The sequence below is a fragment of the Pseudomonas sp. NFACC45 genome (genome assembly GCF_900113505.1).
GTDB lineage: Bacteria > Pseudomonadota > Gammaproteobacteria > Pseudomonadales > Pseudomonadaceae > Aquipseudomonas > Aquipseudomonas tehranensis.
Genome location: NZ_FOPO01000005.1, coordinates 74,184 through 95,885, shown reverse-complemented (window position 1 = coordinate 95,885; position 21,702 = coordinate 74,184). Strand labels below are relative to the sequence as shown.

The window sequence follows — 21,702 nt, the reverse complement described above, 5'->3', positions numbered from 1 at the left end:
CATTCTTTACGTTGACCGAAAGCGATAAATAACCATGACTACAGGCAGTGCTCTGTACATCCCGCCTTACAAGGCAGACGACCAGGATGTGGTCGTCGAACTGAACAACCGTTTTGGCCCCGAGGCGTTCACCGCCCAGCCGACCCGCACCGGCATGCCGGTGCTTTGGGTTGCCCGCGCCAAACTCGTCGAAGTCCTGACGTTCCTGCGTAACCTGCCCAAGCCGTACGTCATGCTCTATGACCTGCATGGCGTGGACGAGCGTCTGCGCACCAAGCGTCAAGGGCTGCCCGACGGCGTCGATTTCACCGTGTTCTATCACCTGATGTCGATCGAGCGTAATAGTGACGTGATGATCAAGGTCGCCTTGTCCGAGAGCGACCTCAGCGTGCCGACCGTGACCGGTATCTGGCCGAACGCCAACTGGTACGAACGTGAAGTGTGGGACATGTTCGGGATCGATTTCCCCGGCCACCCGCACCTGACGCGCATCATGATGCCGCCAACCTGGGAAGGTCACCCGCTGCGCAAGGACTTCCCGGCCCGCGCCACCGAGTTCGATCCGTTCAGCCTGTCCCTGGCCAAGCAACAGCTCGAGGAAGAAGCCGCGCGCTTCAAGCCGGAAGACTGGGGCATGAAACGCTCCGGGGCGAACGAGGACTACATGTTCCTCAACCTGGGCCCGAACCACCCTTCGGCCCACGGTGCATTCCGCATCATCCTGCAGCTGGACGGCGAAGAAATCGTCGACTGCGTCCCGGACATCGGTTACCACCACCGTGGCGCCGAGAAGATGGGCGAGCGCCAGTCCTGGCACAGCTACATTCCCTACACCGACCGCATCGATTACCTCGGCGGCGTGATGAACAACCTGCCGTACGTGCTTTCGGTCGAAAAACTGGCCGGGATCAAGGTGCCGGAAAAGGTCGACGTCATCCGCATCATGATGGCCGAGTTCTTCCGGATCACCAGCCACCTGCTGTTCCTGGGCACCTACATCCAGGACGTGGGCGCCATGACCCCGGTGTTCTTCACCTTCACCGACCGCCAGAAGGCCTACACGGTGATCGAAGCCATCACCGGTTTCCGCCTGCACCCGGCCTGGTACCGCATCGGTGGCGTTGCCCACGACCTGCCGCGGGGTTGGGAAAAGCTGGTCAAGGATTTCGTCGAATGGATGCCCAAGCGCCTGGACGAATACACCAAGGCCGCCTTGCAGAACAGCATCCTCAAGGGCCGCACCATCGGGGTCGCCGCGTACAACACCAAAGAGGCCCTGGAATGGGGTGTCACCGGTGCGGGCCTGCGTTCCACCGGTTGCGACTTCGACCTGCGCAAGGCGCGCCCGTACTCCGGCTACGAAAACTTCGAATTCGAAGTACCGCTGGCAGCCAATGGTGATGCCTATGACCGCTGCATGGTTCGCGTCGAGGAGATGCGCCAGAGCATCAAGATCATCGACCAGTGCATGCGCAACATGCCGGAAGGCCCGTACAAGGCGGATCACCCGCTGACCACGCCGCCGCCCAAAGAGCGCACGCTGCAACACATCGAGACCCTGATCACGCACTTCCTGCAGGTTTCGTGGGGCCCGGTCATGCCGGCCAACGAATCCTTCCAGATGATCGAAGCGACCAAGGGCATCAACAGTTATTACCTGACGAGCGATGGCGGCACCATGAGCTACCGCACCCGGATTCGCACCCCAAGCTTCCCACACCTGCAACAGATCCCTTCGGTGATCAAAGGCAGCATGGTCGCGGATATGATTGCGTACCTGGGTAGTATCGATTTCGTTATGGCCGACGTGGACCGCTAAGCATGAATAGCACGCTTATCCAGACAGACCGTTTCGCCCTCAGCGAAACCGAGCGCTCGGCCATCGAGCACGAGCTGCATCACTACGAAGACCCGCGCGCGGCGTCGATCGAAGCCTTGAAGATCGTCCAGAAGGAACGTGGCTGGGTGCCTGATGGCGCGCTCTACGCCATCGGCGAGATCCTCGGCATCCCGGCCAGCGACGTCGAAGGTGTCGCCACCTTCTACAGCCAGATCTTCCGCCAGCCAGTGGGCCGCCACATCATTCGCGTCTGCGACAGCATGGTCTGCTACATCGGCGGCCACGAGTCCGTGGTCGGCGAGATCCAGAACAAGCTGGGCATCGGCCTGGGCCAGACCACCGCCGACGGTCGTTTCACGCTGTTGCCGGTGTGCTGCCTGGGCAACTGCGACAAGGCTCCGGCGCTGATGATCGACGACGACACCTTCGGTGACGTCCAGCCTGACGGCGTCGCCAAACTGCTGGAGGGCTACGTATGACCCTGACTTCCTTCGGGCCCGCCAACCGCATCCAGCGTTCGGCCGAAACCCATCCCCTGACCTGGCGTCTGCGTGACGACGGCGAAGCGGTATGGCTGGACGAATACCAGGCCAAGAATGGCTACGCCGCCGCGCGCAAGGCATTCAGCGACATGGCCCAGGACGACATCGTCCAGACCGTCAAAGACTCCGGCCTCAAGGGTCGCGGCGGTGCGGGCTTCCCCACTGGCGTGAAGTGGGGCCTGATGCCCAAGGACGAGTCCATCAACATCCGCTACCTGCTGTGCAACGCGGATGAAATGGAGCCCAACACCTGGAAAGACCGCATGCTGATGGAGCAACTGCCCCATCTGCTGATCGAAGGCATGCTGATCAGTGCCCGTGCGTTGAAAACCTACCGTGGCTACATCTTCCTGCGCGGCGAATACACCACCGCCGCCAAGCACCTGAACCGTGCCGTGGAAGAAGCTAAGGCCGCAGGCCTCTTGGGCAAGAACATCCTGGGCTCGGGCTTTGATTTCGAGCTGTTCGTCCACACCGGCGCCGGGCGTTACATCTGCGGGGAAGAAACCGCGCTGATCAACTCCCTGGAAGGCCGCCGCGCCAACCCGCGCTCCAAGCCGCCCTTCCCTGCCGCCGTCGGCGTGTGGGGCAAGCCGACCTGCGTGAACAACGTCGAGACCCTGTGCAACGTGCCGGCGATCATTGCCGACGGCGTGGACTGGTACAAATCCCTGGCCCGCGACGGCAGCGAAGACATGGGCACCAAGCTCATGGGCTTCTCCGGCAAGGTCAAGAACCCGGGCCTGTGGGAACTGCCATTCGGCGTCACCGGCCGCGAGCTGTTCGAAGACTACGCCGGCGGCATGCGCGACGGTTACAAGCTCAAGTGCTGGCAGCCCGGCGGCGCCGGCACCGGCTTCCTGTTGCCCGAACACCTGGACGCACAAATGTATGCCGGCGGCATCGCCAAGGTGGGTACCCGTATGGGCACCGGCCTGGCCATGGCGGTGGACGACAGCGTCAACATGGTGTCCCTGCTGCGCAACATGGAAGAGTTTTTCTCCCGTGAGTCGTGCGGTTTCTGCACCCCTTGCCGCGATGGCCTGCCCTGGAGCGTCAAGCTGCTGCGGGCCATTGAAAACGGCGAAGGCCAGGCCGGCGACATCGAGACCCTGCTGGGTCTGGTGGGTTTCCTCGGCCCGGGCAAGACCTTCTGTGCTCATGCACCGGGTGCCGTGGAGCCGTTGGGCAGCGCGATCAAATACTTCCGCTCTGAATTCGAGGCCGGCATCGCGCCAACGCGCGCCGGTGATCTCAATCAGGTGGTCACGCCGACCATGGTCGGCGCGTAACGACGCTTAAAAAGGCGAAGGGTCCGTGCCCTTCGCCTTTCGTTCGATGACGCCTTTTCACCAAGGCTGTTTGGATTCGGACGAATAACAAGATTCCATTAGCCACGCCCGCTGACACCGGGCCAACGAAGAACTTTGAACCATGGCCACTATCCACGTAGACGGCAAAGAGCTCGAAGTCGATGGCGCAGACAACCTGTTACAGGCATGTCTGTCCCTGGGCCTCGACATCCCTTATTTCTGCTGGCACCCCGCCCTTGGCAGCGTAGGCGCCTGTCGCCAATGCGCGGTCAAGCAGTACACCGACGAAAACGACAAGCGTGGTCGGATCGTCATGTCCTGCATGACCCCTGCCACCGACGGCAGCTGGATCTCCATCGACGACGAAGAAGCGAAAGTGTTTCGCGCCAGCGTCGTCGAATGGCTGATGACCAACCACCCCCACGACTGCCCGGTCTGTGAGGAAGGCGGTCACTGCCACCTGCAAGACATGACGGTGATGACCGGCCACAACGAGCGCCGTTATCGCTTCACCAAGCGCACCCACCAGAACCAGCAACTGGGCCCGTTCATCTCCCACGAGATGAACCGCTGCATCGCCTGCTACCGCTGCGTGCGTTTCTACAAGGACTACGCCGGCGGCACCGACCTGGGCGTGTTCGGCGCCCACGACAACGTGTACTTCGGTCGCGTTGAAGACGGCACCCTGGAAAGCGAGTTCTCCGGCAACCTCACCGAGGTCTGCCCGACCGGTGTGTTCACCGACAAGACTCACTCCGAGCGCTACAACCGCAAGTGGGACATGCAGTTCTCGCCAAGCATCTGCCATGGCTGCTCCAGCGGTTGCAATATTTCCCCGGGCGAACGCTACGGCGAACTGCGTCGCATCGAAAACCGCTTCAACGGTTCGGTCAACCAGTACTTCCTGTGCGACCGTGGCCGCTTCGGCTACGGCTACGTCAACCGCACCGATCGCCCGCGTCAGCCACTGCTGGCGGGCGGCGCCAAGCTGAGCCTGGACGAAGCACTGGATAAAGCCGCCGACCTGCTGCGCGGTCGCAACATCGTCGGCATCGGTTCGCCACGGGCCAGCCTGGAAAGCAACTACTCCCTGCGTGAACTGGTCGGCGCCGAGCACTTCTACAGCGGCATCGAAGCAGGCGAGCTGGAACGCATTCGCCTGGTGCTGCAAGTGCTCAAGGACAGCCCGCTGCCCGTGCCGACGATGCGCGACATCGAAGACCACGACGCCGTGTTCGTCCTTGGCGAAGACCTGACCCAGACGGCCGCGCGCATGGCCCTGGCCCTGCGCCAGTCGGTCAAGGGCAAGGCCGAAGACATGGCCGACGCCATGCGCGTGCAGCCATGGCTCGACGCGGCCGTGAAGAACATCGGCCAGCACGCGCTTAACCCGCTGTTCATTGCCAGCCTGGCGGAAACCAAGCTCGACGACGTCGCCGAAGAATGTGTCCACGCAGCTCCCGACGACCTGGCGCGCATCGGTTTTGCCGTGGCCCACGCCCTGGACGCCAGCGCCCCGGCCGTCGAAGGCCTGGACAGCGAAGCAGCCGCCCTCGCCCAGCGTATCGCCGACGCCCTGCTGGCGGCCAAACGCCCATTGATCATTGCCGGCACCTCGTTGGGTTCCAAGGCGCTGATCGAAGCCGCCGCCAACATCGCCAAGGCACTGAAGCTGCGCGAGAAGAACGGTTCCATCAGCCTGATCGTGCCGGAAGCCAACAGCCTCGGCCTGGCCATGCTCGGCGGCGAATCGCTGGACGCAGCGCTGCAAGCGGTGATCGACGGCAGCGCCGACGCCATCGTGGTGCTGGAAAACGACCTGTACACCCGCACTGACAAAGCCCGGGTAGACGCTGCCCTGAGTGCAGCGAAAGTGCTGATCGTTGCCGACCACCAGAAAACCGCCACCACCGACCGCGCCCACCTGGTGCTGCCGGCGGCAAGCTTCGCCGAAGGCGACGGTACGCTGGTCAGCCAGGAAGGTCGCGCCCAGCGCTTCTTCCAGGTGTTCGACCCGACTTATCTGGACGCCAGCATCCTGGTCCATGAAGGCTGGCGCTGGCTGCATGCCCTGCGCGCCACCCTGCTGAACCAGCCGATCGACTGGACGCAACTGGACCATGCCACCGCCGCCGTCGCTTCGAGCAGCCCGCAACTGGCTCGCATCGTCGATGCCGCGCCATCGGCCGCATTCCGCATCAAGGGCCTGAAGCTGGCCCGCGAACCGCTGCGCTACTCCGGTCGCACCGCGATGCGCGCCGACATCAGCGTCCACGAACCACGGACCTCCCAGGACAACGACACTGCGTTCTCGTTCTCCATGGAAGGTTACTCGGGCTCCGCCGAACCGCGCTCGCAAGTGCCGTTCGCCTGGTCGCCGGGCTGGAACTCGCCGCAAGCCTGGAACAAGTTCCAGGACGAAGTCGGCGGTCACCTGCGTGCCGGTGACCCGGGCACTCGCCTGATCGAAAGCCAGGGCGATGGCCTGAGCTGGTTCGCCAGCGTGCCGCGCGCCTTCAACCCGGCACCGGGCACCTGGCAGGTCGTACCGTTCCATCACCTGTTCGGCAGTGAAGAGAATTCTTCCAAAGCCGCTCCGGTCCAGGAACGCATCCCGACCGCCTACGTGTCGCTGGCCAAGTCCGAAGCCGATCGCCTGGGCGTCAACGACGGTGCCCTGCTGAGCCTGAACGTCGCGGGCCAGACCTTGCGTCTGCCGCTGCGCATCAATGAAGAACTGGGCGCCGGCCTGGTGGCCCTGCCGGCCGGCCTGGCGGGTATTCCACCGGCGATATTCGGCAAAACCGTCGACGGTCTGCAGGAGGCAGCGCAATGAGCTGGTTTACCCCTGAAGTGATCGACGTGATCCTGACGGTTCTCAAGGCCATCGTGATCCTGCTGGCCGTGGTGGTCTGCGGTGCGCTGCTGAGTTTCGTCGAACGTCGCCTGCTGGGCTGGTGGCAGGACCGTTACGGTCCGAACCGCGTCGGCCCGTTCGGCATGTTCCAGATCGCCGCCGACATGATCAAGATGTTCTTCAAGGAAGACTGGACGCCGCCGTTTGCCGACAAGGTGATCTTCACCCTGGCACCGGTCGTGGCCATGAGCGCCTTGCTGATCGCCTTCGCGATCATCCCGATCACCCCGACCTGGGGCGTGGCGGACCTGAACATCGGCCTGCTGTTCTTCTTCGCCATGGCGGGTCTGTCGGTGTATGCGGTGCTGTTCGCCGGCTGGTCGAGCAACAACAAGTTCGCCCTGCTGGGCAGCCTGCGGGCCTCGGCCCAGACCGTGTCCTACGAAGTGTTCATGGGCCTGGCGCTCATGGGCGTGGTGGTCCAGGCCGGCTCGTTCAACATGCGCGACATCGTCGAGTACCAGGCCCAGAACCTGTGGTTCATCATTCCGCAGTTCTTCGGTTTCTGTACCTTCTTCGTGGCCGGCGTGGCCGTGACTCACCGTCACCCCTTCGACCAACCGGAAGCGGAACAGGAATTGGCCGACGGTTATCACATCGAATATGCCGGCATGAAATGGGGCATGTTTTTCGTCGGTGAATACATCGGCATCATCCTGATCTCGGCGCTGCTGGTGACGTTGTTCTTCGGTGGCTGGCACGGTCCGTTCGGCATCCTGCCGCAACTGTCCTTCGTCTGGTTCGCCCTGAAGACCGCGTTTTTCATCATGCTGTTCGTCCTGCTGCGCGCCTCGATCCCGCGCCCGCGCTACGACCAGGTGATGGACTTCAGCTGGAAATTCTGCCTGCCGCTGACCCTGATCAATTTGCTGGTGACCGCTGCGATCGTGTTGATGAACACGCCTGCGGCCGCGGTTCAGTGAGGATTTGACCCATGTTCAAATATATTGGCGACATCGTTAAGGGTACCGGTACCCAACTGCGAAGCCTGGTCATGATCTTCGGCCATGGCTTTCGCAAGCGCGACACCCTGCAATACCCGGAAGAAGCGGTCTACCTGCCGCCGCGTTATCGCGGCCGCATCGTCCTGACCCGCGACCCCGACGGCGAAGAACGCTGCGTAGCCTGCAACCTGTGCGCCGTAGCGTGCCCGGTGGGCTGCATCTCGTTGCAGAAAGCCGAAACCGAAGACGGTCGCTGGTACCCGGACTTCTTCCGTATCAACTTCTCGCGCTGCATTTTCTGCGGCCTCTGCGAGGAAGCGTGCCCGACCACCGCGATCCAGCTCACACCGGATTTCGAAATGGCCGAGTTCAAACGTCAGGACCTGGTGTACGAGAAAGAAGATCTGCTGATTTCCGGTCCCGGTAAAAACCCTGATTACAACTTCTATCGTGTTGCAGGTATGGCCATTGCCGGTAAGCCAAAAGGCGCCGCGCAAAATGAAGCCGAACCGATCAACGTGAAGAGCTTGCTGCCTTAAGGAAGAAAGATGGAATTCGCTTTCTATTTCGCATCGGGTATCGCGGTGGTCTCCACGCTTCGAGTGGTCACCAACACCAACCCCGTGCACGCCCTGCTCTACCTGATCATCTCGCTGATCGCCGTGGCCATGACCTTCTTCAGCCTCGGTGCGCCGTTTGCCGGTGCGCTGGAAGTGATCGCCTACGCCGGCGCCATCATGGTGCTGTTCGTGTTCGTGGTGATGATGCTGAACCTGGGCCCGGCCTCGGTGCAGCAAGAACGCTCCTGGCTCAAGCCGGGCATCTGGGCCGGGCCGGTGATTCTCGCCGCGCTGCTGCTGGGTGAACTGCTGTATGTGCTGTTCGCTCATCAGAGCGGCCAGGCCATCGGCCACACCACCGTAGACGCCAAGGCCGTGGGCATCAGCCTGTTCGGCCCGTATCTGCTGGTGGTCGAACTCGCCTCGATGCTGCTGCTTGCCGCAGCCGTCACGGCGTTCCATTTGGGCCGTAACGAGGCGAAGGAGTAATCACATGCCTGCTATCCCTCTCGAGCATGGTCTGGCGGTTGCCGGCATCCTGTTCTGCCTCGGTCTGGTCGGCCTGATGGTCCGCCGTAACATTCTGTTCGTGCTGATGAGCCTGGAGGTCATGATGAATGCCTCCGCCCTGGCCTTCATCGTCGCGGGCGCTCGCTGGGCGCAGCCGGATGGACAAGTCATGTTCATCCTGGTGATCAGCCTGGCAGCCGCCGAGGCCAGTATCGGCCTGGCGATTCTGTTGCAGCTGTATCGCCGCTTCCACACTCTCGATATCGACGCTGCCAGCGAGATGCGCGGATGAACCTACTCTTTCTGACTTTCGTATTTCCCCTCATCGGTTTCCTGCTGCTGTCGTTCTCTCGTGGACGCTGGTCGGAAAACCTTTCGGCGCTGGTTGGCGTGGGGTCCATCGGCCTGTCTGCCATCGTCACGGCCTACGTGATCTGGCAGTTCAACGTCGCCCCGCCGGAAGGTGGCGCGTACGTGCAGGTGCTGTGGCAGTGGATGGCGGTGGAAGGCTTCACGCCGAACTTCGCCCTGTACCTGGATGGCCTGTCGGTGACCATGCTGGGCGTGGTAGTCGGCGTGGGTTTCCTGATCCACCTGTTCGCCTCCTGGTACATGCGCGGTGAAGCCGGTTACTCGCGCTTCTTCGCCTACACCAACCTGTTCATCGCCAGCATGCTGTTCCTGGTGCTCGGCGATAACCTGTTGTTCCTGTACTTCGGCTGGGAAGGTGTGGGCCTGTGCTCGTACCTGTTGATCGGTTTCTACTACAGCAACCGCAACAACGGTAACGCGGCGCTCAAGGCGTTCATCGTGACCCGGATCGGCGACGTGTTCATGGCCATCGGCCTGTTCATCCTGTTCCAACAACTGGGCACGCTGAACATCCAGGAACTGCTGGTCCTGGCGCCGCAGAAGTTCCAGGCTGGCGACTTCTGGATGGTCCTGGCGACCCTGATGCTGCTGGGCGGCGCTGTCGGTAAATCCGCGCAACTGCCGCTGCAAACCTGGCTGGCGGATGCGATGGCCGGCCCTACCCCGGTGTCGGCACTGATCCACGCCGCAACCATGGTGACCGCCGGTGTCTACCTGATCGCCCGTACCCACGGGTTGTTCGCGCTGGCGCCGGATATCCTGCACCTGGTGGGCATCGTCGGCGGTGTGACCCTGGTGCTGGCCGGTTTCGCCGCCCTGGTCCAGACCGACATCAAGCGGATCCTCGCCTACTCCACCATGAGCCAGATCGGCTACATGTTCCTGGCCCTGGGCGTCGGCGCCTGGGAAGGCGCGATCTTCCACCTGATGACCCACGCCTTCTTCAAGGCGCTGCTGTTCCTTGCTTCCGGTGCGGTGATCGTTGCCTGCCACCACGAGCAGAACATCTTCAAGATGGGCGGCCTGTGGAAGAAACTGCCGCTGGCCTACGCCAGCTTCATCGTCGGCGGCGCGGCCCTGGCGGCCCTGCCACTGGTCACCGCCGGTTTCTACTCCAAGGACGAGATCCTCTGGGAAGCGTTCGCCAGCGGTAACCAGGGTCTGCTCTACGCAGGCCTGGTGGGTGCATTCATGACCTCGCTGTACACCTTCCGCCTGATCTTCATCGCGTTCCACGGTGAAGCCAAGACCGAAGCCCACGCCGGCCACGGCATTGCCCACTGGCTGCCACTGTCGGTGCTGATCGTGCTGTCGACCTTCGTCGGCGCCATGATCACGCCACCGCTGGCCGATGTACTGCCGCAAAGCGTCGGCCATGCCGGCGGCGACGCCAAGCACAGCCTGGAAATCGCTTCGGGCGCCATCGCCCTGGCCGGTATCCTGCTGGCCGCCCTGCTGTTCCTGGGCAAACGTCGCTTCGTCACGGCGATCGCCAACAGCGGCATCGGGCGGTTCCTTTCGGCCTGGTGGTTCGCTGCCTGGGGCTTCGACTGGATCTACGACAAACTGTTCGTCAAGCCATACCTTGCGATCAGCCACATTCTGCGCAAAGACCCGCTCGACCAGACCATTGGCCTGATCCCGCGTATGGCCAAGGGCGGCCACACTGCCCTGAGCCGTACCGAGACCGGTCAACTGCGTTGGTATGCGGCTTCCATGGCGGCTGGCGCCGTGCTGGTTATCGGCGCCATCGTGCTGGTAGCGGTCTGATATGAACCTTGCGAACTTGCGAAAGGAAACGAGCCCGTCATGATTCTGCCCTGGCTAATCCTGATCCCCTTCATCGGCGGCCTGCTGTGCTGGATGGCGGAGCGTTCAAGCTCCACCCTCCCGCGCTGGATTGCGCTGCTGACCATGTCCCTGGAACTCGCACTCGGCCTCTGGCTCTGGGCGACCGGCGACTATTCATTTGCTCCGGCCCCTGGCGCCGATCCGACCTGGGCGCTTGAGTTCAAGCACATCTGGATCGAACGCTTCGGTATCAGCGTGCACCTGGCCCTCGACGGCCTGTCGCTGCTGATGATCCTGCTGACCGGCCTGCTGGGTATCCTCTCGGTCCTGTGCTCCTGGAAAGAGATCCAGCGTCACGTCGGTTTCTTCCACCTGAACCTGATGTGGATCCTGGGCGGTGTCGTCGGCGTGTTCCTGGCGCTGGACCTGTTCATGTTCTTCTTCTTCTGGGAAATGATGCTGGTGCCGATGTACTTCCTCATCGCGCTCTGGGGTCACAGTTCTTCGGACGGCAAGAAAACCCGGATCTACGCGGCGACCAAGTTCTTCATCTTCACCCAGGCTTCCGGCCTGATCATGCTGGTGGCGATCCTGGGTCTGGTGCTGGTCAACTTCAACAACACCGGCGTGATTACCTTCAACTACGCCGACCTGTTGAAAGTGCAGATGTCGCGCACCACCGAATACGTGCTGATGCTGGGCTTCTTCATCGCCTTCGCGGTGAAGCTGCCGGTGGTGCCGTTCCACTCCTGGCTGCCGGACGCCCACGCCCAGGCACCGACCGCCGGTTCCGTGGACCTGGCCGGTATCCTGCTCAAGACGGCGGCCTATGGCCTGCTGCGCTTCGCCCTGCCGCTGTTCCCCAACGCCTCGGCCGAGTTTGCGCCGATTGCCATGACCCTGGGTCTGATCGGGATTTTCTACGGTGCGTTCCTGGCGTTCGCCCAGACCGACATCAAGCGCCTGATCGCCTTCTCCAGCGTTTCGCACATGGGCTTTGTGCTGATCGGGATCTACTCCGGCAGCCAGTTGGCCCTGCAAGGCGCGGTGATCCAGATGCTGGCCCACGGCCTGTCGGCGGCGGCACTGTTTATCCTCAGCGGCCAGTTGTACGAGCGTCTGCACACTCGGGACATGCGTGAAATGGGCGGCATCTGGTCGCGCATCGCGTACCTGCCGGCCATCAGCCTGTTCTTCGCGGCGGCGTCCCTGGGCCTGCCGGGCACCGGTAACTTTGTCGGCGAGTTCCTGATCCTGATCGGCTCGTTCGTCAGCGCTCCATGGATCACCGCCATCGCTACGTCTGGCCTGGTGTTCGGTTCGGTCTACTCGCTGATCATGATCCACCGCGCCTACTTCGGTCCGACCAAGTCGGATGAAGTACTGCGCGGCATGGACGGTCGCGAACTGATCATGGTGCTCGGCCTTGCGGTGCTGCTGGTTTACCTCGGCGTCTACCCGCAACCGTTCCTCGACACTTCTGCCGCCACGATGCATGGCGTGCAGCAGTGGCTCGGCACCGCCTTCTCTCAACTCGCTTCGGCCCGGTAAGAGCGCTATGGAATTCACGATTCAACACTTTATCGCGCTTGCGCCGCTGTTGATCACCAGCGCCACGATCATCGTGGTGATGCTGGCGATCGCCTGGCGGCGTAATCACTCACAGACCTTCCTGCTGTCGGTGGCGGGGCTGAACCTGGCCCTGCTGTCGATTCTGCCGGCCCTGAAAGTCGCGCCGCTGGCGGTCACACCGCTGTTGCAGATCGACAGCTTCGCGTGCCTGTACATGGCGCTGATCCTGGTCGCCACCCTCGCCTGCGTCACCCTCGCCCACGCCTACCTCGGCGATGGCGGTACGGGTTACCCGGGCAACCGTGAAGAACTGTACCTGCTGATCCTGATGGCCGCCGCCGGTGGCCTGGTTTTGGTAAGCGCACAGCACCTGGCCAGCCTGTTCATCGGCCTGGAGCTGCTGTCGGTGCCGGTCTACGGTCTGGTGGCCTATGCCTTCTTCAACAAACGCTCCCTGGAAGCCGGCATCAAGTACATGGTGCTGTCGGCCGCCGGTTCCGCGTTCCTGTTGTTCGGCATGGCCCTGCTCTACGCCGAAGCCGGCACCCTGAGCTTCGTCGGCATCGGTCAGGCTCTGGCGGCCACGGGCCTGCCAAGCCCGATCGCGCAACTGGGCCTGGGCATGATGCTGATCGGCCTGGCGTTCAAGCTGTCGCTGGTGCCCTTCCACCTCTGGACCCCGGACGTCTACGAAGGCGCCCCGGCGCCGGTGGCGGCGTTCCTGGCCACCGCGTCGAAAGTCGCGGTGTTCGCAGTGATGGTGCGGTTGTTCCAGATCTCGCCAGTGGCCAGCAGCGGTGTACTGAGCGACGTGCTGACCATCATCGCCATCGCGTCGATCCTGTTCGGTAACCTGCTGGCGTTGACCCAGAGCAACCTCAAGCGTCTGCTGGGTTACTCGTCCATCGCCCACTTCGGTTACCTGCTGATCGCCCTGATCGCCAGCAAGGGCCTGGCCGTGGAAGCCATCGGCGTGTACCTGGTCACCTACGTGATCACCAGCCTCGGCGCCTTCGGCGTGATCACCCTGATGTCCTCGCCGTACAACGGCCGCGACGCCGACGCCCTGTACGAATACCGCGGCCTGTTCTGGCGCCGTCCGTACCTGACCGCCGTACTGACCGTGATGATGCTGTCCCTGGCCGGTATCCCGCTGACCGCCGGTTTCATCGGCAAGTTCTACATCATCGCCACCGGCGTCGAGGCGCACCAATGGTGGCTGGTCGGCTCCCTGGTGCTGGGCAGTGCCATCGGCGTGTTCTACTACCTGCGCGTCATGGTCACCCTGTACCTGATGGAACCGAACCTGCGTCGCCACGATGCCGAGCTGCACTGGGAACAGAAGGCAGGCGGCGTGATGCTGCTGGCCATCGCCGTACTGGCGTTCTTCCTCGGTGTGTACCCGCAGCCGTTGCTGACGTTGGTCCAGCAGGCTGGCCTGACGGGCTGATCGCCCGAACGGTGTAGTCATCAAAAAATGCCCGTATCGCCAGATACGGGCATTTTTTTTGGGCTGTAGAAGTCGCCTGCGCCGGGCTATCCTGAGGCGCTTGAGCATAGACGACTGCAAGGGGAAAGGGTTTGGGCATGGACATCGATTGCGTGGTGGTGGGCGCTGGCGTGGTCGGGCTCGCCGTGGCTCGGGAACTGGCCCAGGCCGGTCACGAAGTGCTGTTGATCGAAGCCGGCGAAGCCATCGGCATGGGCACCAGCTCGCGCAATTCCGAAGTCATCCATGCCGGCATCTATTACCCACCGGGAAGCCTCAAGGCGCAGCTGTGCGTCGAGGGTCGCCAGCGGTTGTACGCGTATTGCGACAGTCACGGCGTCGCGACCCAAAGGCTTGGTAAATTGATCGTTGCCAAGGATCAGCTTCAGGTGGAGGGGCTCAAGGCCTTGCTTGAGCGAGGATTGAAGAACGGTGTCGACGACCTGCGTCTGCTCGCTCAGCAACAGGCCCAGGCGCTGGAGCCGGCCCTGGCGTGTGTCGCCGCGCTGTATTCGCCCTCCACCGGTATCGTCGACGCCCATGCGCTGATGCTGGCCTTGCAGGGCGATGCCGAAGCGGCCGGTGCCGACATCGTATTCCACACACCCTTGCTGAGGGCGCGGACCCTCACCGGTGGTTTCATGCTGCAATTGGGTGGTACGGCGCAGATGAGTCTGTCCTGCCGCCGCCTGATCAATGCGGCTGGCCTCCAGGCGCCCGCCCTCGCCCGCTGTATCGAGGGGCTGGCGCTGCACTCGGTGCCCCGCGATTATTTGTGCAAGGGCAACTACTTCAGCCTGACCGGACGCGCGCCTTTCCGGCATCTGATCTACCCCGCTCCGGAAGCTGCCGGTCTGGGTATTCACATGACCCTGGATTTGGCGGGCCAGGCCCGGTTCGGTCCGGACACCGAGTGGATCGAGCGCGAGGACTACCGTGTGGACCCGGCCCGGGCCGAGGCCTTTTATCCGGCGATTCGCAGTTATTGGCCTGACTTGCCGGACCAAAGCCTGCAACCGGGTTATAGCGGCATCCGTCCGAAAATTTCCGGCCCCGACGAGCCCGCCCGCGACTTCCTCATCAGCAGCCCCGCCGAGCATCAGGTCCCGGGGCTGATCAATCTGTTCGGGATCGAATCGCCCGGGCTGACTTCATGCCTGGCGCTTGCCGGGCGGGTGCGGCAACTGATGGTTTAGCGGTTGGGGCAGCGCAAAGTGCAATGCATTTTTTCCTGCCCTCATGCAGGCTGCACGACGAGCTAAATACAGACTTATATAACCTGTTGTTTTTAAAAGACTTTGCAAAAAACCTTGGCTGGCACGGCTGATGCAATTTCCCTGGAACGCGGCGCAGGCGCTTGAAGCCGGCCCGCATCCGTGAATTGCCAGGAGCTACTTATGAACGCCATCGACCTGTTGAAAGCCGACCATGAACGCGTCAAGGCCATCCTTGCCCAGCTGAGCGAATCAACCAGCCGCGGCATCAAGAAACGCACCGACCTGTTGGCGAAACTGGAAATGGAAATTTCCATTCATACCCGACTGGAAGAAGAAATTCTTTATCCGGCCTACAAGCAGGCCGGCGGCAAGGAGCAGGCCGAGATGTACTACGAGGCCAAGGAAGAACATCGCACGGTCGACTCGCTGGTGCTGCCGGACCTGAAGAACACTGACCCGTCCACGCCAGAATTTGCCGGCCGGGTGAAAGTGGTCAAAGAGTTGCTTGAGCACCATATCGAAGAAGAAGAAACCGAGATGTTCCCTCAAGCCAAAAAACTGCTGGGCAAAGCGACGCTGGAGTCGCTGGGCGAGCAGATGGAGGCCATGAAGGCGCAGTATAAAAAAGAAATGAGCAGCTCCAGCCTGGCCGCCTGATCAGGCACTGCCGATGCGTTCAGCCGTTTGCCACGGCTGAACGCAGCCGGGCAGCTCACTGCATCTGTTCTCGCAAGAACTCCACTAGCGCCTGCACCGGGCGTGAACTTTGCCGATGTTGCGGATAGACCGCCGACAGCGCCAACGCCTCTGTCTCGAAGCCTTCGAGCACCTTGATCAATCGACCGTCCTTCAATGCATCACCGACAATGAACGTCGGCAGGTACGTGATGCCCATGCCAGCGACAGCCGCATCCCTGAGCAAATCACCGTTATTGGCGCGCATGCGTCCGGCGACCTCCAAGGTCAGCGGTTTACTGCTTCCACCGAATCGCCATTGCACTTGACGGCTATGCCCATAGGGCAGGCAATCGTGATTGCGCAGGTCTTCCGGTCGTTCGGGGGTGCCGCGTTGCGCCAGATAGACGGGACTGGCGCAGTACACCCGCTCGATGGTCGCAATGCGCCGGGCGATCAACGTCGAATCTTCCAGCACACCAATGCGCAGCGCGATGTCGTAGCCTTCCCCCAGCAGGTCAACCGAGCGGTCACTCAAATCCACCTCGACACTCACCTCTTGATGGCGCTGCAAGAACAGTGGTAGCAAGCTGCCCAGGTGCGCGACCGCGAACGACAGCGGTGCGCTGAGACGAATGGTGCCCCGCGGCTCGCTGGTCTGGCCGCTGATGCCCTGCTCCACCTGTTCGACTTCATTGAGCAGGCGCAGCGCAGCTTCGTAATAGCGCTGGCCCAGCGGGGTCACATCCAGCCGGCGTGTCGAGCGATTGAGCAAACGCACGCCCAGCCGCTGCTCCAGCTCCATGAGCTTGCGGCTGACGAACTGCTTGGACAGCCCCAGTTTTTCCGCCGCTGCGGTGAAACTGCCCGACTCCATGACCTGGGCAAAAATGCGCATTTCTTCGAAGGGGTTCATTGTCATTCCAGGGTGGACAGTCAGGATGTTCTGGTGGGTATTGTGGATAGGGGGAGACAGGTTGCATAGAGGGTGAAGGTGCCGCCGTCATCGCGAGCAAGCTTTGCTCCCACAGGAATCTGTAGTCACCCTGGATAAATGTGGGAGCGAGCCTGCTCGCGATGACGGCGGCTCAGCTTGCGGAAAAGTGGATGCCGGGCGCAAAAACGCCCGCACAAGGCGGGCGTCATCCAGCAGCAGCCACGGCGCTTACTTGGCAGTCAGCGCCGAATAGCTGTTCATCAGGTTGCGGTAGTTCGGAATCCGCTGGGACAGCAGATTGCCCAGGCCCTCGATGTCGTTGCGCCAGTCACGGTGCAGCTCACAGGCCACCGAGAACCAGTTCATCATCTGCGCGCCGGCCGCAGTCATGCGCACCCAGGCCGCCTGTTGCACGGTTTCGTTGAACGTACCCGAAGCGTCGGTGACGACGAACACGTCGAAACCTTCGGCCAACGCCGACAGCGTCGGGAATGCAACGCAGACATCGGTGACCACGCCAGCGATGATCAGTTGCTTGCGGCCGGTGGCCTTGATCGCCTTGACGAAGTCTTCATTGTCCCAGGCATTGATCTGGCCCGGGCGCGGGATGTACGGCGCGTCCGGGAACATTTCCTTGAGCTCCGGCACGATCGGGCCGTTAGGACCCTGTTCGAAGCTGGTGGTCAGGATGGTAGGCAGTTCGAAAAACTTCGCCAGGTCAGCCAAGGCCAGCACGTTGTTCTTGAACTCGTTGGGCGAAAAGTCCTGGACCAGGGAAATCAGGCCGGTCTGGTGATCGACCAGCAGAACGACCGCGTCGTCCTTGTTCAGGCGGTTGTAAGCGGGAACGTTGCTCATGGGATGACTCCTTTGGGTTGGATGTATTGAAAAACAATGTGGGAGCGAGCCTGCTCGCGATGACGGTATGTCAGCTTGCGGCGACGTCGGATTTGCCGACGCCTTCGCGAGCAGGCTCGCTCCCACAGGGGAGAAACGGTGTGTCAGTCAGAAGGCAAAGCAGGAGCAGCCAAACGCGCCCCAGAAACCCTGAAAATCGCTGACCGGAACGTTCGACAACCGCGCCCGTTCATGGCTATGGGCGTGCACCGTGCACGGACCGCTGCACTGGTGGACTTGCGCCTGCAACGGTGAAGTCGGGCGCCAGTGGCCGGGCACCTTGACCACCGGCGACCAGTCCGGGAGCACCGGCACACTGGCGGGGCCGAGTTTTTCGAAGTCGCCGGCGGCGTACACCACCTTGCCGTCGACCACTGTCAGCACGGACTCGATCCACTTGATGGCCTCTTCCTCGACGCTGAAGAAATCCGCACTCAGCGCCGCCAGGTCCGCCAGTTGGCCCACCTTGATCTGGCCTTTCTTGCCCTGCTCCGAGGAGAACCAGGCACTGCCATGGGTGAACAGTTCCAGCGCCGTCAGGCGCGGCAGCCCCTCTTCGTGCAGTGCCAGACCGCCGACGGTGCGACCGCTGACCATCCAGTACAGCGAAGTCCAGGGGTTGTAGCTCGACACCCGGGTGGCGTCGGTGCCGGCGCCCACCGGCACGCCTTCGGCCAGCATGCGCTTGATCGGTGGCGTGGCTTCAGCGGCCTTGGTACCGTAGCGGTCGACGAAATATTCACCCTGGAAGGCCATGCGGTCCTGGATCGCAATGCCTCCACCCAGCGCTCGCACGCGTTCGATGTTCTTCGGTGTGATGGTCTCGGCATGGTCGAAGAACCACGGCAGGCCGTTGAACGGAATGTCGCGGTTGACCTTCTCGAATACGTCAAGCATGCGGCTGATGGACTCGTCGTAGGTAGCATGCAGGCGGAACGGCCAGCGCTGCTCCACCAGGTGCCGAACCACCGGCTCCAGATCTTGCTCCATGCCCGCTGGCAGGTCCGGGCGCGGCTCGAGGAAGTCTTCAAAATCCGCTGCCGAAAACACCAACATCTCACCGGCGCCGTTGTGCCGCAGGAAGTCATCGCCCTGGTGCAACTTGACGCTGCCGGTCCAGTTCTTGAAGTCGGTGAGTTCTTCCTTGGGCTTCTGGGTGAACAGGTTGTAGGCGATGCGCACCGTCAACTGCTGCTCGCGCGCCAACTGCTCGATCACCGCGTAATCATCCGGGTAATTCTGGAAGCCGCCGCCGGCATCGATGGCGCTGGTCAGGCCCAGGCGATTGAGTTCACGCATGAATTGGCGCGTGGAGTTGACCTGGTACTCCAAAGGCAGCTTCGGCCCCTTGGCCAAGGTCGAGTAAAGGATCATTGCGTTGGGCCGCGCCACCAGCATGCCGGTGGGTTCGCCCTTGCTGTCGCGCACGATCTCGCCGCCCGGCGGGTTTGGCGTGTCGCGGGTGTAGCCGGCCACTCGCAAGGCTGCGCGGTTGAGCAAGGCACGGTCATACAGATGCAAGACGAACACCGGCGTATCGGGAGCGGCCTGGTTGAGTTCTTCCAGGGTCGGCATGCGCTTTTCGGCAAACTGGAATTCGTTCCAGCCGCCCACCACACGCACCCACTGTGGCGTTGGCGTGCGGTCGGCCTGGTCCTTGAGCATACGCAGGGCATCGGCCAGCGACGGCACGCCTTCCCAGCGCAGTTCCAGGTTGTAGTTCAGGCCCCCACGGATCAGGTGCAAGTGCGAGTCATTGAGCCCGGGGATGACGGTACGGCCCTTGAGGTCGATGACTTGGGTGCCGCTGCCGCGCAGGGCCATGGCCTCGGCGTCGGTCCCTACCGCGACGAAGCGCCCCTGGCTGATGGCGACCGCACTGGCGCGGGGCTTCTCACGGTCAACGGTATGGAACTGGCCATTGAATAGAATCAGATCGGCGTTCATCGGATGTCCTTTGGCGATAAATGTGCAGGTGAATCAATCGGTGGTGGCATCTAGAGGGGTCGCTTCGCGATCCCACGGGGATAAATCCCCTCGCCACAACAGTGGTTGTCACAACAGCTCGGCGCTGCTTAGGGCTCCAGGTGTTCGTGGGTTTGGGAGGCTTCCAGCCACGGCGCGAACAGGCGGGTCGCCAGCGGCATGCACACGTACACCACCGACAGCACGATGGTCAGGGTGATCAGGAACGTGGCGACTACGTAGTTGGAAAGAAATGCGTGCAGTTGCAGCAAAGGTCCCCAGATCAGCGGCACCAGCAAGGTGTGGGGCAGGATGACCAACAGCGTCACCACCGCCTGTTTCCAGCGTGGCGGGGGGATGGAGGCATCCGCCAACGGCGCGAACCAGAACTCCTTATGGGGGGCGACTTCGGTCTGGTCGCCATCGGCCAGCAGCGGCGCGGCTTCTTCCACCAACTCGCGGCGCTGGGGCGAATCCAGCCAGCGTTGCATCGCCTCGGTGGAGCAGAAACGCAGCACGCAGGTAAACAGCGACAACCCGCCCTGCTTGCCCCGCACCACATCCACACCCAGGTGCCCAGGCCACTGAGCGGCCACCCGCACGGTGCGGCGCAGCCAGGCCTCATAAGCCGCGTCCTGGCCGGACTTGATCCGGTGCTTGATCACCAGCGTGACGATTTCATCAAAGCCAGGTTTTGCAGGGTTGCGGGTGGAATCAACGGTTTGAGGTTCAGACATGACGTAACACTCCAACAAAACGCGTGTTCATCGCCAGCCGTCCAGGCCCGGCAATCAACACGCTGGTAAATACGATCAGCAGCAGCCAGCCGAACTGCCCTTCTTCCAGGGTCCACTGCGGGTGTACCACCACCAGCGCGACGGCCAGCAGAAACAGGATGGGCACGCACGCCAGACGCACGAGGACCCCGGCCATGATCAACAGGGGGCAAAGCACTTCGGCGAAAATCGCCAGCATCAGGGTGGGCGCGGCGCCCAGATGAAACGGATCCTCGATACGGGTCAGCTCAACGCTGTAATGCAACAGCTTGGGCAGCCCGTGGACCCACAGTAAAAACAGCCCACCGCTCAGGCGCAGGAACAGCAAACCCAGATCCTGCTGGGAACGTTCATCCACAATGCTCATCGGTGAGCTCCCTGCGGGTAGGCGGCGGCCGGCAACGGTTGAGACATATGGGTGGCAATGCGCGAGCGCAGCCAGCGCTCGGCCGGATCGTTGTCATGCACACCGCTCCAAACCATCGACAACTCGGCGGCATTGATCTGGAACGGCGGATCCTCAGCACGCAGCGCGCAGCCTTCCACCAGCGCACAGGCGGCGTAGTCAGGCACGGTGGCGATCAATTCGGTGCCTGCCAGCAAGGCCCGCAGGCCGCTGAACTGCGGCACTGCCAACACCACTTTGCGCGTTCGACCGATGCGGGCCAGGTCCAGGTCGATGTTGCCGCTCAGGTCGCCCGAAAACGAAACCATGGCATGGGGCCGCGCGCAGTATTCGTCCAAGGTCAGCGGCCCTGGGCGCTGGTCGCCGCGTAAGACCTTGCAGGGAATGTCGCGCAGTTTCTTGCGCTTGGCATTGGCCGGCAGGTCGGTGGTGTAACTCACGCCGACGCTGATTTCGCCACTGGCCAGCAGCGACGACATCAGTAGAAAATTGGCCCGGCGCACCACCACGATGATGCCGGGGGCCTCTTCGCGCAGTTGACTGAGCAAGGGTGGAAACAAGCCGAACTCGGCATCATCGGACAAGCCGATGCGGAACACGTCGCAACTGGTAGAGGGATCGAAAGCCTTGGCTCGACTGACCGCGCCCGAGATCGTATCCATCGCCGGTTGCAGTTCCCGCAGAATCGCCAGGGCCCGCGGCGTCGGCTCCATACCGCGACCGTTGCGAATCAGCAGCGGATCGTCAAACAGATCCCGCAAGCGTCCCAGCGCGGCGCTCACCGCCGGCTGGCCCATGAACAGCTTTTCGGCGACACGGGTCAGGTTCTTCTCGAACATCAGCGCCTCGAAGATCACCAGCAGGTTCATGTCGAGGCGGCGCAAGTCATTGCGGTTCATGGGTGCTATTCCTGTTGAATACCGGCCCTGTGGGAGCGGGCTTGCTCGCGAAAGCGGTGGGTCAGTGGACACTTATGTCG

19 protein-coding genes are annotated in these 21,702 nt (G+C 62.4%); 13 read left to right on the top strand and 6 right to left on the bottom strand.

Annotated features, from left to right (window positions below):
- Window positions 1-34: 34 nt before the first annotated feature.
- The 13 genes from nuoC (at window position 35) to BM132_RS10485 (ending at window position 15,724) form a co-directional block, all read left to right on the top strand.
- Entirely contained in the window at window positions 35-1,819 is a 1,785-nt protein-coding gene (gene nuoC / locus BM132_RS10545) for an NADH-quinone oxidoreductase subunit C/D (protein WP_092399205.1), read from the top strand.
- A gap of 2 nt (window positions 1,820-1,821) precedes the next feature.
- Window positions 1,822-2,319 (top strand): NADH-quinone oxidoreductase subunit NuoE, encoded by a 498-nt coding sequence (nuoE, locus tag BM132_RS10540; RefSeq protein WP_003203372.1) that lies wholly within the window; start codon window positions 1,822-1,824, stop codon window positions 2,317-2,319.
- Window positions 2,316-3,674 carry an NADH-quinone oxidoreductase subunit NuoF gene (nuoF, locus tag BM132_RS10535; RefSeq protein ID WP_092399207.1) on the top strand — a complete coding sequence of 453 codons (1,359 nt, stop codon included), beginning with the start codon at window positions 2,316-2,318 and terminating at the stop codon, window positions 3,672-3,674. Before nuoE ends, nuoF begins: the two co-directional genes overlap by 4 nt.
- Window positions 3,675-3,816: 142 nt before the next feature.
- On the top strand, window positions 3,817-6,531 hold the full coding sequence (gene nuoG, locus BM132_RS10530) for an NADH-quinone oxidoreductase subunit NuoG (protein WP_092399209.1): 2,715 nt from the start codon (window positions 3,817-3,819) through the stop codon (window positions 6,529-6,531).
- Window positions 6,528-7,535: an NADH-quinone oxidoreductase subunit NuoH gene (gene nuoH, locus BM132_RS10525; RefSeq protein ID WP_047227737.1), complete on the top strand. Its 1,008-nt coding sequence runs from the start codon at window positions 6,528-6,530 to the stop codon at window positions 7,533-7,535. The genes nuoG and nuoH overlap by 4 nt, the downstream gene beginning before the upstream one ends.
- An 11-nt stretch (window positions 7,536-7,546) precedes the next feature.
- A complete protein-coding gene (nuoI, locus tag BM132_RS10520; protein ID WP_047227738.1) occupies window positions 7,547-8,095 on the top strand; it encodes an NADH-quinone oxidoreductase subunit NuoI in 549 nt (182 codons plus the stop codon).
- A 9-nt stretch (window positions 8,096-8,104) separates the two neighbouring features.
- Window positions 8,105-8,605 (top strand): NADH-quinone oxidoreductase subunit J, encoded by a 501-nt coding sequence (gene nuoJ / locus BM132_RS10515; protein ID WP_047227739.1) that lies wholly within the window; start codon window positions 8,105-8,107, stop codon window positions 8,603-8,605.
- A 4-nt stretch (window positions 8,606-8,609) separates the two neighbouring features.
- Window positions 8,610-8,918 carry an NADH-quinone oxidoreductase subunit NuoK gene (gene nuoK / locus BM132_RS10510; protein ID WP_044463936.1) on the top strand — a complete coding sequence of 103 codons (309 nt, stop codon included), beginning with the start codon at window positions 8,610-8,612 and terminating at the stop codon, window positions 8,916-8,918.
- On the top strand, window positions 8,915-10,768 hold the full coding sequence (nuoL, locus tag BM132_RS10505) for an NADH-quinone oxidoreductase subunit L (RefSeq protein ID WP_092399211.1): 1,854 nt from the start codon (window positions 8,915-8,917) through the stop codon (window positions 10,766-10,768). The genes nuoK and nuoL overlap by 4 nt, the downstream gene beginning before the upstream one ends.
- A gap of 39 nt (window positions 10,769-10,807) precedes the next feature.
- On the top strand, window positions 10,808-12,340 hold the full coding sequence (nuoM, locus tag BM132_RS10500; protein ID WP_047227741.1) for an NADH-quinone oxidoreductase subunit M: 1,533 nt from the start codon (window positions 10,808-10,810) through the stop codon (window positions 12,338-12,340).
- Window positions 12,341-12,347: 7 nt separating this feature from the next.
- Window positions 12,348-13,811 carry an NADH-quinone oxidoreductase subunit NuoN gene (gene nuoN / locus BM132_RS10495; protein WP_047227742.1) on the top strand — a complete coding sequence of 488 codons (1,464 nt, stop codon included), beginning with the start codon at window positions 12,348-12,350 and terminating at the stop codon, window positions 13,809-13,811.
- Window positions 13,812-13,942: 131 nt separating this feature from the next.
- Window positions 13,943-15,046, top strand: a complete 1,104-nt coding sequence (locus tag BM132_RS10490) for an NAD(P)/FAD-dependent oxidoreductase (protein WP_092399213.1) — start codon at window positions 13,943-13,945, stop codon at window positions 15,044-15,046.
- A 201-nt stretch (window positions 15,047-15,247) separates the two neighbouring features.
- Window positions 15,248-15,724: a hemerythrin domain-containing protein gene (locus tag BM132_RS10485; RefSeq protein WP_047227744.1), complete on the top strand. Its 477-nt coding sequence runs from the start codon at window positions 15,248-15,250 to the stop codon at window positions 15,722-15,724.
- Between the two features lie 55 nt (window positions 15,725-15,779).
- On the opposite strand, the gene BM132_RS10480 is transcribed toward BM132_RS10485, so the two are convergent.
- From BM132_RS10480 to BM132_RS10455, 6 genes are all read right to left on the bottom strand, one after another.
- A complete protein-coding gene (locus tag BM132_RS10480; RefSeq protein WP_092455121.1) occupies window positions 15,780-16,658 on the bottom strand; it encodes a LysR family transcriptional regulator in 879 nt (292 codons plus the stop codon).
- A gap of 249 nt (window positions 16,659-16,907) precedes the next feature.
- Entirely contained in the window at window positions 16,908-17,537 is a 630-nt protein-coding gene (gene ycaC, locus BM132_RS10475; RefSeq protein ID WP_014337664.1) for an isochorismate family cysteine hydrolase YcaC, read from the bottom strand.
- A gap of 147 nt (window positions 17,538-17,684) precedes the next feature.
- Window positions 17,685-19,523, bottom strand: coding sequence for an amidohydrolase (locus tag BM132_RS10470; protein WP_092455119.1), 1,839 nt, complete (start codon window positions 19,521-19,523; stop codon window positions 17,685-17,687).
- A 128-nt stretch (window positions 19,524-19,651) separates the two neighbouring features.
- On the bottom strand, window positions 19,652-20,278 hold the full coding sequence (locus tag BM132_RS10465) for an antibiotic biosynthesis monooxygenase (RefSeq protein WP_092455117.1): 627 nt from the start codon (window positions 20,276-20,278) through the stop codon (window positions 19,652-19,654).
- Complete coding sequence (locus BM132_RS10460; RefSeq protein ID WP_092455115.1) at window positions 20,271-20,684, bottom strand: DoxX family protein; 414 nt, start codon at window positions 20,682-20,684, stop codon at window positions 20,271-20,273. Before BM132_RS10460 ends, BM132_RS10465 begins: the two co-directional genes overlap by 8 nt.
- Window positions 20,681-21,622 carry a LysR family transcriptional regulator gene (locus tag BM132_RS10455; RefSeq protein WP_092455113.1) on the bottom strand — a complete coding sequence of 314 codons (942 nt, stop codon included), beginning with the start codon at window positions 21,620-21,622 and terminating at the stop codon, window positions 20,681-20,683. Before BM132_RS10455 ends, BM132_RS10460 begins: the two co-directional genes overlap by 4 nt.
- Window positions 21,623-21,702: the final 80 nt, after the last annotated feature.